A 17,288-nucleotide genomic window follows, 5' to 3' on the forward strand; every position below is an offset into this window, starting at 1 on the left:
TATTGAAAAATCAATAAATAGGGTGATCTTACATTTATTGACCAATGGTCTAAAAGTATGAATCTCTAGTACTATCTTCTCTTACTACCATTTCTACGGATTTAAACCTCACACCAAGAATATCCTACATATATTAGGTTCATGTAAAAGGCAACATAAGCCCAACCAACTCACTGCATTATCTATATTTCTTTCCTTTTTTACCTTTGTGTAATATGCATCATGATCAGTCTTCATAACCTCTGTAATTATTCATGGATAATTTTCATATATTTTATCCTGATAATTTATAAGCATTATAGAATTTTACGAGGAGGATTTTCATGAGAAAGAGATTTTCGCTAATGCTAGTGATCATGCTCATGCTGGTAACTGTACTAGCAGCATGTTCTGGCGGCAACACAGCTGAACCAACTCCGGGGGAAACACCAACAGAAACACCAGCAGAGACACCAGAAACACCTGCTGAAGAACCTGCAGAAGATGCAACACAGAATGATGGTTTGTTTGAAGCGACGGATATGTCTTTAAATCCACCAACTGCAACAAATCGTAAAGACACTTTGATTGTAGGGGTAACATCTCCTAAGGGCGTATTTAACCCACTATTCCAAGATTCTGCTTATGACGATATGGTTAACGTTATCCTTTTTGATGGTTTCCAAACTATTAATGGTGACGGTACATATTCTCCACATCTGGCAGAGAGCATTGATGTTAGCGAAGATGGTTTGAAATATACTTTCAAACTAAAGCCAGGTGTAACTTACACTGACGGAACTCCAGTAACAGTGAATGATTACTACTTTTCTCTAAAAGTTCTTCATGACAAGAGCTATGATGGACCTTCCGATGCACTGTCTTACAAAATTAAAGGCGGTCAAGACTACTACGACGGTAAAGCCAAAGAAATCTCCGGCGTGACGATCGTAGATGATAACACTGTAGAAGTAGAAGTTACCGAAGTTACGGCTCTTACTAAAGACTTTTTGGGTGGAATTTCCTTCCTTCCAGAAGCTTACTATGGTAAAGACTACAAACAAGGTAACGTAGAATCTGTAAAAGCTTTGAATGACAAGCCACTAGGTTCTGGTCAGTATGTTATGAAATCTTTCCAACCAGGACAACAAGTTGTATTTGAAGCAAATGAAAAGTACTTTGCAGGTGCACCGAAAATCAAAAATGTAATTTACAAATCTACTACAGATGAAACGAAACTTGCTATGCTTAACACTGGCGAGATCGATATGGACATGGTAACTGTAAATGAAGATAACGTTGAAGAACTTCAAGCTTATGGTTTCTTGAACATTAATATCTTCCCTACCAACGGTTATGGATATATAGGTATGAACCATGAGAAAGCTAAATTTAAAGATTCTAAAGTTCGTCAAGCATTGGTATATGGTTTGAACCGTGCTGAAATCGTGGAAGCTGTATATGGTAAATTTGCGGATGTAATTAATATTCCTCAGTCTAAACAATCATGGGCATATACAGATGAAAACATTGAAAAGTATGATTTTGATATAGAAAAAGCAAAATCTCTTCTCGATGAAGCTGGATGGACAGTAGGAGCAGACGGTACTCGTGAAAAAGACGGGGAGAAACTGACAATCGATTTCTCTGGTACTGCTGATAATCCAGTAGTAGATGCAATCTTGCCAATTATGACTGCTAACTACAAAGATCTTGGTATTAAATTGAATGCAGAGAAACTTGATTTCAATGCAATCCTTGATAAAACAGATAAAGGCGATTTCGATATGTTCTTCATGGCATGGGGGCTTACTCCAGATCCAGATGGAACAGTATATATTACGGGCGGAGCACAAAACCGTGTGAAATACTCTAACGAAGCTTATGACAAGCTGATGGCAGAAGGTAAAAAAGAACTTGATGTAGAGAAACGTAAAGCAATTTACGCTCAAGCATATCAAGAACTTAACAAAGACATTGCTGATATCTTGATGTACCAAAGAAGAGATGCTTGGGCTGTTAATGGTCGTGTAACTGGACTTGAGATTACTCCTTATAAAGACTTCACATATTCTCTTTATCAAGCGGAACTCGCACAATAATTTAACTGCATGATTATGATAAGCTCAGCTCATTAAAGAGCTGAGCTTATCCACTTATAATCCGGGAGGAATATTATGAAGCAGTACATTATCCGGAGGCTGCTGCAGATGATCCCGACTATGATCGGTATCACTATAATTGTTTTTGCAATTACAGCACTCATTCCAGGAGACTATATTACAGCTCAGCAAAATCCGAATATGACTGCGGAAAAAGCTCAGCAATTACGAGAGATATATGGTCTCGACAAAGGTGTCGTTGAAAGGTACTTCATATGGGTAGGGAATATGATTACCGGTAATATGGGTGACTCGCTTCAACATAAAAGGCCAGTTACAGATGTAATTGGAGATTATGTATGGAATTCGTTTATTATTGCATTTTTTAGTCTGATGTTAAGTTGGATTATCGCTGTTTTTACAGGAGTTCTATCTGCAAAATTCCAGTATTCTTTCTTTGATAAGATTGTCACTCTCTTAGTATTCTTATGTATGTCGCTACCATCATTTTTCTTAGGACTCGTATTGATTAAGTACCTAGCTGTAGACTTGAAGATATTCCCTGTAGGGGGGATGACAACTGCCGGCCAGTCAGGCTCTACCTGGGATTTTATTTTAGATGTGGCTAATCATATGTTTATGCCTGTGCTTGTACTAACTATGCTCAGTACAGGATCACTGACTCGTTATTTCAGAACCAGTATGCTAGAGGTGATACGCCAAGATTACATTCGCACTGCTCGTGCAAAAGGTCTGAAGGAAAGAACGGTAATTTTCAAGCATGCACTTCGAAATGCAATGCTTCCTGCGATTACGTTAATGGGTCTTGAACTTCCAGGATTATTTGGAGGAGCAATTATTTTAGAGAAGATTTTTGTTTGGCCCGGTGTAGGACAAGTATATCTGGAGTCCATTACGATGAGGGACTATCCGTTTATGCTTGGATTCACAATATTCTTAGCGGTTCTTACATTACTCGGAACTTTGCTATCCGATGTTCTCTATGGAGTTGCTGATCCTAGAATACGTTTAAAGTAGGAGGAGATTTCATTGTCAATTGAGGCTGCACCATTAAATACGAATGTTCAAGCTCCAGTTAAGCAGCCAGATTCGCCATGGCGCGTAGCCATGCGCCGCTTCACTCGTAATCGGCTAGCTGTAGGTGGACTTTTTATTCTAGTACTAATGATTGTTATTTGTGTGTTTGGTCCAATGATTTCACCTTATGATCTAAATGATTATAAGGTCAGTGATAAGAATAAAGCTCCATATGCGGAGCACTGGTTAGGTACAGACAAGCTTGGAAGGGATATTCTGCTTCGTGTGATGTTAGCAGGGCGTGTATCTATTTTGGTAGGTATTGTCGCTACAACAATTACAGTTATTGTAGGTTCTATAATGGGGGCACTGGCTGGATTTTATAGAAATTTTGTGGATACGATTATCATGCGAGTTTGCGAAATTTTTATGTCTTTGCCGTCCTTGCCACTTCTCATTATTTTAGGGGCCGTTCTTTCTGATCTGAAGGTAAACCCCGCAGACCGAATTTACTTTCTAATGCTTATTATGGGGATTCTTTCATGGCCATATCTTGCTCGCTTGGTACGTGGCCAGATTCTTACACTACGTGAGCAGGAATTTATGCAAGCTACAGAAGCGTTAGGTCTTCGTGACCGTCGCAAAATTTTCAAACATCTACTACCTAATACAGTTCCGATTATTATTGTTTCGGCAACGCTTGGAGTGGCAGGCGCTATTTTGTCGGAGTCCGCACTTAGTTATTTAGGTCTTGGTGTTGTACCTCCAACTCCATCCTGGGGAAATATGATCTCTGAAGCTAACGGACTCATTGAATTCCGTAAGAGACCTTGGATCTGGATTCCACCAGGCATGTGTATTCTGATTACCGTAGTGGCAATTAACTTGATTGGTGACGGGCTACGCGATGCGCTCGATCCTAAAATGAAAAAGTAGGAGATGCGAATATGGCAAAAGACTTAGTGGAATTCCGTAACTTAAAAACGCATTTTCATACATCCGCAGGGGTCGTGAAGGCTGTTGACGACGTAAGCTTTACTATTCGCGAAGGCGAAACTGTATGCGTCGTTGGAGAATCTGGTTGTGGGAAAAGCGTAACAGCAATGTCACTGATGCGTTTATTAGATGTTCCTCCTGCGGGCGGAGAAATTCTGTTCGAAGGCAAAGATATTTTAAAGTTGAGCAAAAGGGATATGGGTCTTATTCGAGGCAATGACATCTCTATCATTTTTCAGGAACCGATGTCTTCTTTGAACCCGGTACTTACCATTGGAGAGCAGATTAGCGAACCCATTATGCTTCACCAGCTACTTGATAAAAAGAAGGCTCGCCAAAGAGCTATCGAGCTTATTAGTCTGGTTGGTATTCCTCGTCCAGAAAAAATTGTAGACTCATTCCCGCACGAACTTAGTGGCGGTATGCGTCAGCGGATTATGATTGCAATTGCTTTGAGCTGTAATCCGAAGCTACTTATCGCTGATGAGCCAACCACTGCACTCGATGTGACGATCCAAGCACAAATTCTTGATTTGATGCGTGATATTAAAGATAAATTTAATACCTCCATTATGCTCATTACCCATGATCTTGGTGTCGTGGCTGAGATGGCTGATTATGTGGTGGTCATGTATGCCGGGAAAGTGATTGAGGAAGCATCGGTATTTGAATTGTTCAAAGCACCGAAGCACCCTTACACGAAAGGACTCCTTAAGGCGAAGCCAATCATTAATCAGAGACAGGAACGGTTGTATTCTATTCCGGGCCAAGTACCTAACCCGGTTGAACTCGGGCAGAACTGCCATTTTCATGACCGCTGTGAATCTTGCATGAGCATATGCCGTGAGAAAGAGCCTCCACTGCGTAAAAATGAAGAAGGACATAAAGTCGCATGCTGGCTGTATGAGGAGGAGGCAATGGTACGATGACAGAAGCGCTGATTGAAGTACAGAATTTGAAAAAATACTTTCCGATTACAGGCGGCATATTCCAGCGTCGTGTCGGTGATGTAAAAGCAGTAGATGACGTATCTTTCTCCATTTATAAAGGAGAATCCTTCGGACTTGTAGGAGAGTCCGGTTGCGGCAAAAGCACAATCGGTCGTACCATTCTCCGTCTGAATGATAAAACATCAGGCAAAGTTATTTTTAAAGGACAGGATCTTCATTCTCTTTCTAAAGAAAAACTTCGCTCTATTAGGCCTGAAATGCAAATTGTATTTCAGGATCCGTTCAGTTCACTGAATCCTCGGATTAAAGTAGGCGATGCGATTGGTGAAGCACTGCTTGATCATAAGTTAATTCCTAGAAAGATGGTACGAGCTACGGTAGAAGAAACCTTGCGTATTTGCGGACTCTCTGCTTATCATTATGATCGCTTTCCCCATGAATTCTCAGGTGGTCAGCGTCAGCGGATTGGAATTGCACGCGCACTGATTCTAAACCCTGACTTTATTGTGGCAGATGAGCCGGTTTCTGCACTTGATGTATCAATTCAGGCACAGATCATTAACTTGCTTAGTGATTTACAGGCAGAGAAGCAGCTTACTTATCTGTTTATCTCTCATGATCTCAGTGTGGTAGAGCATCTATGTACACGAATTGGTGTTATGTACCTCGGTTCTATGGTGGAAATGGCAAGCAAGGATGAATTGTTCCGTAATCCACTTCATCCATATACTAAGGCATTATTGTCTGCCGTTCCTGTTCCAGATCCAACTCTGAAAAGGGATCGAATTGTACTTAAAGGGGATATTCCTAGCCCAGCTAATCCTCCTTCAGGTTGCAAGTTTCATACTCGTTGTCCTCTCGCTTCAGATCTCTGTAAGCAAGAGATACCGGAGTACCGTAATGTTGGTTTAGATCACTATGTGGCTTGTCATTACGCGTAAGTAATCTGAAGATGCTCTTTTGAGCAAGGATTGGGGTCCTTCACACACGTACGGTATTTGTGAGTTTAAACCAATTTTCACTTGTTTGGACACATCTAGGACACAGCTTTCTTTTACACTATGGGAGTGTAAGGAAGCTGTGTTTTTTTTGTTATATGTGGATGCAAAGGAAATATCCATCAATTGGAATGACTTTTTTGAAAAAAGTTTTAAAAAAATGCAGACAAAAATGCCATTTCATACGTCTATATATATAGATTGGTTTAATAGAGTAGTAGGACCTTAGTATAAATACGTAGTATATGACTCAGGTCATATTATAGAGAGATTATACATTTTCCATAAACTTGAAGAATGGGGGAGAAAAGAGATGAAGAAATGGATCCTGCGAAGCAGTACGCTGGTCATTCTAATCGCGGTATTATTTATAGCCATCAGGCCAGAAAGTTTAGTAGGTAAGCCATCTATTCATTCTAGTGCTGCCCTGTTGATTGATTCCTCTTCAGGAGAAGTATTAATCAGCTCTAATGCAGATACTCCTTTACCCGCTGCAAGTTTGTCTAAAATCATGGCTCAACTCATTATTCTCGATGAGATTGAAGCAGGACATATTTCTTGGAATGACATCGTACGGGTTAGTAAACATGCTACCGAATCAGAAGGTGTGAATTTATCTCTAAATGAGAAAGATCAGTTCACGGTGAATGAGTTGTTCCGTGTGATCGCTGTTTATTCAGCTAATGACGCAACGGTTGCACTTGCAGAGCACGCTTTTGGATCAGAGGAACGGTTTGTAGAAGAAATGAACCTTAAAGCAAAAGAACTTGGATTATCTGTACATACGAAGTATAACAATGCGACCGGTTCTTCGTCTTTGTCGGGTGGCCCCTCTGAAAATTACATGACTGCAAAAGATGTTGGGAAGTTATCGGCCCACCTGATTAAACAGTATCCTGAAATTTTAGCACTCTCCAGTTTGCCACAGGTGGAGCTTAGAAACAAAGGACTCTATATGAGCAATACGAACTGGATGCTGGACAATGTAAAAGGCCCATACGCTTATAGCGGGGCAGACGGACTGAAGACAGGATATACGAAGGCTGCAGGATATTGCTTGTCTGGTACGGTGGAAAAGAACGGACAGAGGTTAATTGCTATTGTAATGGGTGCAGAAACACAGGAACAGCGTTTTGATGAGGCGAAACAGTTATTCGACTACGGCTTCGCACATTCCTACAGTGCAAAAGATTGGGGACAAGCCTGGGCATCTACCTGGTATCAAGTGATTCAAAGACCTTCAATCTAATAAAGACAGTAGTACTCCTATATTATATATAACTAATTTCATACCCACTGTTATTTATCTATTAGCTTTTCTTCCTTATACATTTCATGGAGTTTGAAACGAAATGGTTACAAAATTCATTGATATATGACAATTTGCAGGGTGCCTTCATACAGACTATTATGGTAATATAGCAAAATGTACAAGTTGCATGATATAAAATAATAGGTCATTATAAAATAAAGCATAGTCATTTTGTAGGGTTTATTCCTGCGATTATGCTGTTCACCTGTGACTTGGCTTGCCTAATTTTAAATGATTAGCATTTCGGATTTTATAACTCCATACTAAGAGAAGGAATGAACTAATGAGATCAAGATCAAGAAAAAAGCATCGCAATAAAAGAAAAGGTTTATTGATCACTTTTCTTACCCTTGTCGTATTGGTCGCTATTGCCTACCCTTTTAGACAACAAATTGCTATTGCAGCATTTGATTTGTTCTTATCAGGTACAATTGAAGATCAGCTTGAAAGATCATATAAACCAAACGGTGAAGCAAACGCAGAACCCGTTGTATATCAAGAAAAACCGTTTTCTGTACTGTTGCTAGGTACTGATGCAAGACCTTATGAGAAGACGCGAGGTCGTTCCGACACCGTTATCTACTCTGTGGTTCGACCGAAGGAATCCAAGGTACTGCTAGTATCCATTCCGCGTGATACGTATGTACAAATTGTAGGACATGATGCAGATAAAGATGGCGAAGATGATTACGATAAGCTGACACACGCCTTTGCCTTTGGGGAAGAAGAAATGTCCATTAATACAGTAGAAAATTTCCTTGAGAAGGATGTTAACTATTATGCAACGGTAAACTTTACTGCTATTCAACAGGTTGTTGATGCAATTGGCGGGGTAGAGTTACCTATTGAAGAGGATATTGTGAACAAGAATCCAGAACACATACAGTTTACCATTGAAGGTGGCAAACCGGTGTATAGTGGTCAAGAAGCGTTGTACTATATTCGTTATCGCGAAGACAGTGATTTCAATCGAACAAAACGTCAGCAGATTTTTCTGAATTCAGTAGCCAATAAAATGCTAAATATCAACCAAATCTCAAACATCCCGAAACTGTTTGATATCATGGGAGATAATTTCCAAACTGATATGCAGCCATCTTTTATTATTGATTTGGCTAAACAAGTACTCACCCAAAGCAAACCAGAAATCTCTAGTTTCACTGTGATGGGTGAAGGGGTAAGGAAAAATGGAATATTCTACGATGAAGTAGATGAAGAATATCTTGATTATGCTAAGGAGCTTATCAATAACTGGCTTGATCCGAATACGACATCAGCAACTCTGATGAAGCCTAACACTGATGATATAACGAGTAAAGTTACAGAATAGATGTGCGGAAGATCAGCACTGGACGATTAATCTTTAGTCTGGTGCTGATTTTGTTGTCTTATAAGAATATAATGGTATTAGGTAAAAGTTTATCCGTAAAATGTAAGAGATACACATACTTGACTATTGCCTTAACATAAGGAGGAAGTGTTCAGTTATGAATATTGCTTTTTTCTTGCTGCCCAAACAGGAGGTCGCTACTGTTACCTCGGATGCAACGCTACGACAAACGCTCGAACGTATGGAGTATCACCGGTTTACCGCGGTCCCCATTTTGACGAAGGATGGAAAATATAAAGGTACCGTTACAGAGGGCGATCTCTTGTGGCATATGAAGAATTCTAAGGGAGAGATAACATTTGAAAACGCTTCAAAATATTATCTCAAAGACGTCCCCCTTCGAGTAGATATAAAACCAGTGTCCATTGATGCCAATATGGGCGACTTAATTAATCTTGCAAAAGCACAGAATTTTGTCCCCGTGGTGGATGATATGGATCGGTTTATCGGCATTGTTCGCCGCAGCCAAATTATTGAGTATTGCGAAAATATGGTTTCGAAGGAATCCTTAAACACGAATTCAGGGTAAGATAAGGGGAGATACAATCTGATACTGGCCCTTCCGGGGAGTCCTTTTTATGGATATTCCCTTTTATGCTATAATGGAGAATAAAGCTTTTCACAGGAGTGTGACGATCATGAGCATGCCAAAAGAACTTGATGTAGCTAAACGCGCGAAAGTAATTGAATGGCTAAAAACTGAAATGCTGGATCAAGTGTCACGTTTGTTTAAAGCGCTTTGGGAAGGAAGTACAGCGCGAATTAGCGATAGTCTTGCCAGTCTCATCATGAGCAGTTACATCCTGGGACGAAGACTCGGGATCTCATTTAAAGATATGGATGATCTGCTCATCGATAAGTTGAAAAAGCACAGGCAGGAAGGTCACCAGCTGGAAGACTGGTATCAAGATATTTCCGCTCTCGAAGATCATATGCGTAAGAGGTGAAACCATTGAAATTTCGCTGGTCAACAGCAGTATGGAGTTTAATTTATCTCCTTCTTTTATTATCTTTACTGACTCCGCCGCTGACAGCAGTTAGTGTATTTTTAATTATTTTGCCTGGAGTAATTCTGTATAGCTCACTAAGTTTAAAAGCTTTCTGCTGGCACATTGTTCCTGTGGCTCTGATTGCTTTTATTGTAGAGCCTGTTTATTTGTTGTTATCCATCTTTTTTTTGATACCAGCGATTGTGATGGGACATTTCTACAAAAAGCAAAAACCAGCATTGAATACGCTTATGGCGGGTACAGGTACGATTCTTGCCGAGTTTTTATTGCTGCTCCTCATTAGTACAACCATTTTCCAATTTGATTTTCAATCTTATATTCATGATGTAGTATCTTTCACGCTCACTCCCGTGACAGAGGCTGGCGGTAACAATGCGCTCACCAACGGTCTTGTGATGGATGAAAAAATGGCAGAAATGATCAAAACCACTACAGTGCAAATGATTCCGTTTGCCCTGATTGTTACTTCGTTTATTATGGCGTCTATAACGCATGCCATCGCTCGTCCTACGTTAAGCCGATTAGGTGTACGTGTACCTAGGCTGAAGCCTTTACGGGAATGGAGATTGCCAAAATCTTTGATTTGGTATTACTTTATAGGTGTTATTCTACAATTGGTTGCGGCTGGCTCAGATTCTAGCTTTATGACGATGATTGCACTTAATTTCGTTCCGCTAATTAATTTTTGTTTCATGATTCAAGCCGTCGGTTTCTTCTTCTATGCCGCACATGCAAAAAAATGGCATCCTATAATGCCTTACCTGCTTGCAGTTGCGACGGTTCTGATCGGACCTATGCGGATTATCGGAATTATTGACCTTGCTTTCCCGCTTCGTGAAGCCATTTCGAGACCAAAACGATAGGATGAATTTTAATGCCTAAATTTCTGTTAAAACGCTGGCACGGATACCAGACCGTATGGGCGTTTGCCTTATTGCTTATTCTGGATGCATTTCTTGTTGCATATAATTGGCCTCTCGGTCTTGTTTGTCTTGTACTCGTGGCGATTCTTGGTTTTGTGATGGTGAAAGCCGAGCTTGATTTTAGAAGAGAACTGAATCAATATATTGGAGGTCTTAATCTCCGCATTAAAAGGGTCGAAGGAGAAGTCGTCAGCAGTTTGCCGCTAGGTATTGTACTTTATAGTGAAGATCGGTCCATTGAGTGGAATAACCGTTTTGTCTCCCGTATGTTTGGGGAGAAAACGCTGATCGGCAATGATTTGATGACACTTTTTCCACAGCTCCCTTTTAAAGTGAAAGATAAGAAAGACCATCATAAGGAACATCACCAGGATATTCAGTTCGAGTATCGAATGAATGAACAAGTATATGACCTAAGACATTTTCCTGAAGAGAGACTGATCTATATATATGAATCAACGGAGCTTGCAACTCTCCGGGATAAATACGAGAAAGAAAAGATAGCGCTTGGCATTATCATGCTGGACAATCTGGATGAAGCTTCACAAGGGATGGATGACCAGCAGCGAACGGCTTTAACTGCTCGGGCAGCAAGCGAAATTACATCTTGGGCAAAAGATTTTAATATCTATTTGAGACGGTTATCTTCGGAACGTTATCTGATGATACTGAATCACAATTCTTTGCAGGATTTGGAGATGAGCCGATTTGTCATTCTAGATGATATTCGCGAGATGACGGCTGACTTAAAGGTACCGATGACGCTCAGTATAGGTCTTGCTTACGGTTCGGACAGTATACGTGAACTTGGAGAACTTGCTCAGTCCAGTCTTGATATGGCATTGGGACGTGGTGGGGATCAAGCAGCGGTCAAAGCAGGTCAGCGTCTTTCTTTTTATGGCGGTAAGACGAACGCCGTGGAGAAGAGAACGCGTGTCAGAGCAAGAGTCATCGCTCATGCGCTGCGTGATCTCATGCAAGAAAGCGATCAAGTCTTTATTATGGGGCACAAAATACCAGATATGGATGCGATCGGCGCTTCCATTGGCATATGGAAAGCTGCTAATCTATATCATGTGGAGTCTTACATTGTGCTGGATGCATCGAATCCATCCATTGAACGATTAATGGAACAGGTGTATAAGGACGATAGAATGTGTGCCTCCTTTATTACACCGGAAGAAGCACAGCAGATGATGACCGAGCACAGTTTGCTTGTCGTGGTGGATACTCACAAGGCATCGATGACAATCGAACCTAAACTTGTGCAGGCTGCTTCTCGTGTGGTGGTTGTTGATCATCACCGTAGAGGCGAAGAATTTATCAATGACGCAGTGCTGATCTATTTGGAGCCTTATGCCTCCTCAGCAGCAGAACTCGTCACCGAACTACTGCAATATATTCATGATAAATTGCAGCTTACACCTCTTGAAGCAACTGCGCTTTTGGCCGGAATCACGGTCGATACCAAACATTTTGCCATGCATACGGGATCAAGAACGTTCGAAGCAGCCGGCTACTTGAGGCGGAATGGTGCAGATTCCATTCTGGTGCAACGTTTGCTCAAAGAGGATCTTCAGGAATATATTGCGAAAGCAGAAATCATAAAACATGCTAAAATGATACATGGGCATATTGCTGTTGCAGTGACGGAAGAAGGACAAATTATTCCGCAACTGTTAATTGCACAGGTCGCAGATTCATTGCTTAATATGACCGATGTCGTTGCTTCATTTGTTGTTAGTGAACGTCCTGATGGTGTAATTGGCATCAGTGCCCGTTCTCTTGGTAAAATGAATGTTCAAGTCGTTATGGAACGGCTTGGGGGCGGTGGGCATTTAACGAATGCAGCTGTTCAGCTAGACATGCCAATTGGGGAAGCAGAAGCACGTTTGTTAGAAGTATTGGCTGAAATCGAGAAGGAAGAGGGGTTGTTCGAATGAAAGTCATTTTTATAAAAGATGTAAAAGGTCAAGGGAAAAAAGGTCAAGTTAAAGAGGTGTCTGAAGGATACGCAGCAAACTTTTTGCTTCCAAGAGGTCTTGCACGCTCTGCAACTGATGGAAACATGAAGACCTTGGAAAACCAGAATGCGGCTGAAGAGAAACGCAAACAGGAAGAGAAAGATGAAGCAATAGCACTTGGTAAGAAGCTAGAATCTTTAACGGTGGAATTGAAAGCAAAAGCTGGCGAGGGTGGCAAATTGTTTGGTGCGATTACAAGCAAGCAGATTGCAGAAGCACTCGCAGCACGAGGACATAAGATCGATAAACGGAAAATCGAGCTAGATGAACCGATTCGCAATCTGGGGGTTACACAGATGAGTGTTAAACTCCATCCAGAAGTTAAAGCTACGCTCAAGGTCCAAGTGACGGAGGAATAAGATGGGCGGCGAGATTTATTTCGACCGGGTTCCACCGCAAAACCTTGAAGCAGAGCAGGCCGTTTTAGGTGCTATTTTATTACAAGCAGAGGCTTTGATTACCGCTATGGAGCGGGTATCAACGGAAGATTTCTATGACAAGCCGCATCAATTAATCTATGAATCCATGATTCAGCTTAGTGAAGATAACCAGCCGATTGACCTTATTACCCTCACATCGCTTATGCAGGATAAAGGGCAACTTGAGGATATTGGCGGAGTCAGTTACCTCGCTAAACTTGCTCAAGCTGTTCCAACGGCCGCTAATGTGGATTATTACGCACAGATTATTGAAGAAAAATCGATGCTCCGCAGACTCATTCGCACCGCTACAACGATTGTGAGTGAAGGTTATGCTGGCGGAGAAGATGTATCAGGAATGCTTAGTGATGCTGAGCGAAAAATCCTTGAGATTTCTAATCGCCGTTCCAGTAGTGGATTTATCGCTATCAGAGATGTGCTCATGGAAGTGTTTGATAAAGTAGAGACCCTTTATCAAAATAAAGGGAATACGACGGGAATTCCATCCGGCTTTGTGGATTTGGACAAAATGACGAGCGGATTTCAGCGGAATGACCTCATCATCGTAGCTGCCCGTCCTTCTGTAGGGAAAACCGCGTTTGCCCTTAACATTGCACAGAATGTAGCAGTAAGAGCGAGTGAGACAGTAGCCATCTTTAGTTTGGAGATGTCAGCGGCTCAGCTGGTACAACGTATGATTTGTGCGGAAGCAAATCTTGATGCGAATGTTATGCGTAACGGGGAGTTTAAGGGTGACGAGGATTGGTCCAAGCTGACGATGGGGATTGCTGCTTTGTCTGAAGCAGAAATCTACATTGATGATACTCCGGGGATCACGGTAGCCGATATTCGGGCTAAATGTCGCCGTCTGAAAAAAGAAAAAGGACTAGGTATGATTGTGATCGATTACCTCCAGCTCATTCAGGGCCGCGGTAAGAGCGGCGAGAACCGTCAGCAGGAAGTATCTGAAATCTCTCGTACACTGAAGCAAATTGCTCGTGAGCTCGACGTTCCTGTCATTGCCCTCTCTCAGCTTAGCCGTGGCGTTGAGCAACGGCAGGACAAACGTCCAATGATGAGTGACCTTCGGGAATCGGGTTCCATCGAGCAAGATGCCGATATTGTCGCTTTCTTATACCGTGATGATTACTACAATCAGGAAACGGAGAAAAAGAATATTATCGAAATCATTATTGCAAAACAGCGTAATGGTCCAGTAGGAACGGTCGAGCTTGTATTCTTAAAGAACTTCAACAAGTTCGTCAATTACGAACGAGTCCATTCCGATGCTTTTGCTGGATAATGATCCTGAACTTATGATTCATTCTTTCGTATATTGAAAATAAGAGATCCACTGCTATGTGCCATTCAGCACTTGACAGTGGATCTTTTTTGGTAGTAACTTCATCTATTTCCGAACAATCGATATATGTAGTAAATAATTGTTCGCTTTTAAATTTGACTTTGCTATAGGGGACTGGTAAACTTGAATTGCTGCTTTGAGTGGCAAACCTTACAGATGCAGTCATGTCTACAAGATATGTACGAATGAGGTAGGGCTTTTTTTGCTGTAGTAAGTGGCGGGCCAGATTAAATGAAGGTCTAAGCTATTTCGTTTTGTATGAATGACGTAAACTGCGCAGATATTAAAGACAAAATGACAACATGAACATAATAAAATGCATGTAATTACACTTACGGGGGAATGAATATGTCAACAGTAGTCGTTGTGGGAACACAATGGGGAGACGAAGGCAAAGGCAAAATTACGGATTATCTGGCGGAAAGTGCCGATGTAGTGGCTCGCTACCAGGGAGGTAATAATGCAGGTCATACGATCCTGATTGACGATAAGAAATATAAGCTAAGCTTGATTCCATCCGGCGTTTTCTATGAAGATAAAAAATGTGTCATCGGGAACGGTATGGTTGTAAACCCGGAGGCTCTTATTCAAGAGATTACTTATATTCACGATAACGGCTTCTCCACGAAAAATCTCGTTATTAGTGATCGTGCGCATGTCATTATGCCATATCACATGGTACTGGATGCACTTGAAGAAGATCGTAAAGGACCGAACAAGATCGGTACGACGCGTAAAGGGATTGGTCCTGCTTACATGGACAAAGTGGCACGTAACGGAATCCGAATTGCTGATCTGATGGATGCAGAGGAGTTCGAACTGAAGCTTCGTCATATGGTGAAGGAAAAGAACCAAGTAATTGAGCAAGTATACGGCGCTGAGCCGCTTGATGTAGAAGAAATTCTGAAGCAATACCTAGAGTATGCAGAATTTGTACGTCCATATGTAACAGATACGTCTGTTGTCCTTAACAATGCAATTGATGAGGATCAAAAGGTATTGTTCGAAGGTGCACAAGGTGTAATGCTTGATATCGACCAAGGTACTTACCCGTATGTAACCTCTTCTAACCCATCTGCTGGTGGGGTATGTATCGGTTCCGGCGTTGGACCATCCAAGATCAATGAAGTAATTGGTGTAGCAAAATCCTACACAACACGTGTTGGAGATGGACCTTTCCCAACTGAACTCAACAATGAAGTTGGCGATTATATCCGTGAAAAAGGTCATGAGTATGGTACCGTTACTGGACGCGCACGTCGTGTAGGCTGGTTTGACAGTGTTGTCGTACGCCATGCACGCCGCGTCAGCGGAATTACAGGTTTATCCCTGAATTCCCTGGATGTACTTACGGGTCTAGACACCGTGAAAATCTGCGTGGGATACAAATACCGCGGAGAATTCATTACTCATTATCCAGCAAGCCTGAAAATGCTGGCTGAATGTGAAGCGGTATATGAAGAGATGCCAGGTTGGAGCGAGGATATTACCTCAGCTAAGAAGCTGGAAGACCTTCCAGAAACGACACGTAATTACGTGCAACGTGTGTCCGAACTGACAGGAATCCCAATTGCGATCTTCTCTGTAGGTCGTAACCGTGAGCAAACAAATCAAGTTCTGCCGATCTACGTTTAATATAGAACGAATATACTCAAGACAATCCGTTATGCCTAAGTAAGGCAAGCGGATTGTCTTCATCGAAGCCCTTGTCTTCCCTTACCCTTGTGGTATAGGGGGATGGGGGCTTTTTTGTGTTATAGGCATTTCTCTCTATTAAAAATAAAAAAGAAGGATAGAATTCAGCCAGATGCGTCAATACTGATCTTATACACTTCGATGAACTCTATCTTTCTCGAGGAGAGGATAAAGGGAAGTGGATCAATTCGTAGGAGGCATCCAACAATGAAGTGGTTCAAATGGTGTGGACAATTGCTATTAACGGTAATGCTGGTAAGTACACTTACTCTGCTGACAACAGGACTTATTGTGCAATCTTATGTAAATTCCCTGCTAGCCAGTTTTAATATTGCATGGGAAGGACAGCCAACAGGCTTGTCTTCCATTTTTCAAGGGGCTTTAGGGATGAATGCAGGCAAGACAGGCGGAAGTGCAGGAAAAGAGACTGAGACAGCTGGGGACAGCACATCAACTTCAACAGGCCAGAAGGGCAGTCCTTCTACTGATACTAGTAAAAATAAAGATGCTTCAGAATCAGATGCCAGCGGAATTTCGAAAGAAGATCCGGCAAATACCGGAACCAAAGATGATAAAGATCAGGGGAGCGACACCTCCTCTACAAATAATGGAAGCACGAGCACGGTGGATGATACAACGGCAGACAGCAATGAAGGCGGAGTGGTTACAGATGATTCTGTCATCATGTCTCCTGATGAGATGGCTGACTATAAGGATACAATTCCGAATAAAGAGAAGACCGAAGTATTCGATCTGTTGATGAACAAAATCCCAACAGATGAAATGCAGATGATCTCAAATACGATGGAAGATGGGATTACAGAACAGGAACTGCAGGATATGGAACAGGTGATAGCCAAATATCTTACCGAAGATGAATACAAACAGCTGATGGCAATTTTGACGCCAGAGCAATAAAGGAAAGTTCAGGAAACCCGCGCTTGTCGCGGGTTTTTGGTATGTTTTCCCGAGTTGCTAGAAGACGAATTCCTGTGGTAGAGTATACGAGTAACTAAAAGGTTAAAATTTTGACACTTTTACACAAATATGAAGTTAAGCTATGAAATTGAATGAAATGACTCATAAGTA

The 17,288-nt window shown here is 41.5% G+C and carries 15 protein-coding genes; all 15 read left to right on the forward strand.

The genetic code is table 11. From position 1 onward, the window contains the following. Window positions 1–323 precede the first annotated feature (323 nt). Window positions 324–2,081 carry an ABC transporter substrate-binding protein gene (locus tag KFT32_RS23220; RefSeq protein ID WP_211749817.1) on the forward strand — a complete coding sequence of 586 codons (1,758 nt, stop codon included), beginning with the start codon at window positions 324–326 and terminating at the stop codon, window positions 2,079–2,081. A 75-nt stretch (window positions 2,082–2,156) separates the two neighbouring features. Beyond that, on the forward strand, window positions 2,157–3,119 hold the full coding sequence (locus KFT32_RS23225; RefSeq protein WP_211749818.1) for an ABC transporter permease: 963 nt from the start codon (window positions 2,157–2,159) through the stop codon (window positions 3,117–3,119). Window positions 3,120–3,131: 12 nt separating this feature from the next. Further along, window positions 3,132–4,055, forward strand: a complete 924-nt coding sequence (gene opp4C, locus KFT32_RS23230) for an oligopeptide ABC transporter permease (RefSeq protein WP_211749819.1) — start codon at window positions 3,132–3,134, stop codon at window positions 4,053–4,055. 11 nt (window positions 4,056–4,066) lie between these two features. After that, window positions 4,067–5,044, forward strand: a complete 978-nt coding sequence (locus tag KFT32_RS23235; protein ID WP_211749820.1) for an ABC transporter ATP-binding protein — start codon at window positions 4,067–4,069, stop codon at window positions 5,042–5,044. Next, complete coding sequence (locus tag KFT32_RS23240; protein ID WP_211749821.1) at window positions 5,041–6,006, forward strand: ABC transporter ATP-binding protein; 966 nt, start codon at window positions 5,041–5,043, stop codon at window positions 6,004–6,006. Before KFT32_RS23235 ends, KFT32_RS23240 begins: the two co-directional genes overlap by 4 nt. A gap of 370 nt (window positions 6,007–6,376) precedes the next feature. Continuing rightward, window positions 6,377–7,312 carry a D-alanyl-D-alanine carboxypeptidase family protein gene (locus KFT32_RS23245; RefSeq protein ID WP_211749822.1) on the forward strand — a complete coding sequence of 312 codons (936 nt, stop codon included), beginning with the start codon at window positions 6,377–6,379 and terminating at the stop codon, window positions 7,310–7,312. A 346-nt stretch (window positions 7,313–7,658) separates the two neighbouring features. Next, complete coding sequence (locus KFT32_RS23250) at window positions 7,659–8,705, forward strand: LCP family protein (protein WP_211749823.1); 1,047 nt, start codon at window positions 7,659–7,661, stop codon at window positions 8,703–8,705. 157 nt (window positions 8,706–8,862) lie between these two features. Then, complete coding sequence (locus KFT32_RS23255; RefSeq protein ID WP_211749824.1) at window positions 8,863–9,294, forward strand: CBS domain-containing protein; 432 nt, start codon at window positions 8,863–8,865, stop codon at window positions 9,292–9,294. Window positions 9,295–9,409: 115 nt separating this feature from the next. Next, on the forward strand, window positions 9,410–9,712 hold the full coding sequence (locus KFT32_RS23260) for a MazG-like family protein (RefSeq protein WP_211749849.1): 303 nt from the start codon (window positions 9,410–9,412) through the stop codon (window positions 9,710–9,712). Continuing rightward, window positions 9,709–10,638 carry a DUF2232 domain-containing protein gene (locus KFT32_RS23265; RefSeq protein ID WP_349304945.1) on the forward strand — a complete coding sequence of 310 codons (930 nt, stop codon included), beginning with the start codon at window positions 9,709–9,711 and terminating at the stop codon, window positions 10,636–10,638. The genes KFT32_RS23260 and KFT32_RS23265 overlap by 4 nt, the downstream gene beginning before the upstream one ends. 11 nt (window positions 10,639–10,649) lie before the next feature. Then, on the forward strand, window positions 10,650–12,641 hold the full coding sequence (locus KFT32_RS23270; protein WP_211749826.1) for a DHH family phosphoesterase: 1,992 nt from the start codon (window positions 10,650–10,652) through the stop codon (window positions 12,639–12,641). Further along, complete coding sequence (gene rplI / locus KFT32_RS23275) at window positions 12,638–13,081, forward strand: 50S ribosomal protein L9 (RefSeq protein ID WP_211749827.1); 444 nt, start codon at window positions 12,638–12,640, stop codon at window positions 13,079–13,081. Before KFT32_RS23270 ends, rplI begins: the two co-directional genes overlap by 4 nt. A gap of 1 nt (window position 13,082) precedes the next feature. Then, window positions 13,083–14,444 carry a replicative DNA helicase gene (gene dnaB, locus KFT32_RS23280; RefSeq protein ID WP_211749828.1) on the forward strand — a complete coding sequence of 454 codons (1,362 nt, stop codon included), beginning with the start codon at window positions 13,083–13,085 and terminating at the stop codon, window positions 14,442–14,444. A gap of 408 nt (window positions 14,445–14,852) precedes the next feature. Next, window positions 14,853–16,139 (forward strand): adenylosuccinate synthase, encoded by a 1,287-nt coding sequence (locus tag KFT32_RS23285; RefSeq protein WP_211749829.1) that lies wholly within the window; start codon window positions 14,853–14,855, stop codon window positions 16,137–16,139. A 267-nt stretch (window positions 16,140–16,406) separates the two neighbouring features. Next, window positions 16,407–17,117 carry a hypothetical protein gene (locus tag KFT32_RS23290; RefSeq protein WP_211749830.1) on the forward strand — a complete coding sequence of 237 codons (711 nt, stop codon included), beginning with the start codon at window positions 16,407–16,409 and terminating at the stop codon, window positions 17,115–17,117. Window positions 17,118–17,288: the final 171 nt, after the last annotated feature.

The sequence above is a fragment of the Paenibacillus sp. Marseille-Q4541 genome (genome assembly GCF_018310695.1).
GTDB lineage: Bacteria > Bacillota > Bacilli > Paenibacillales > Paenibacillaceae > Paenibacillus.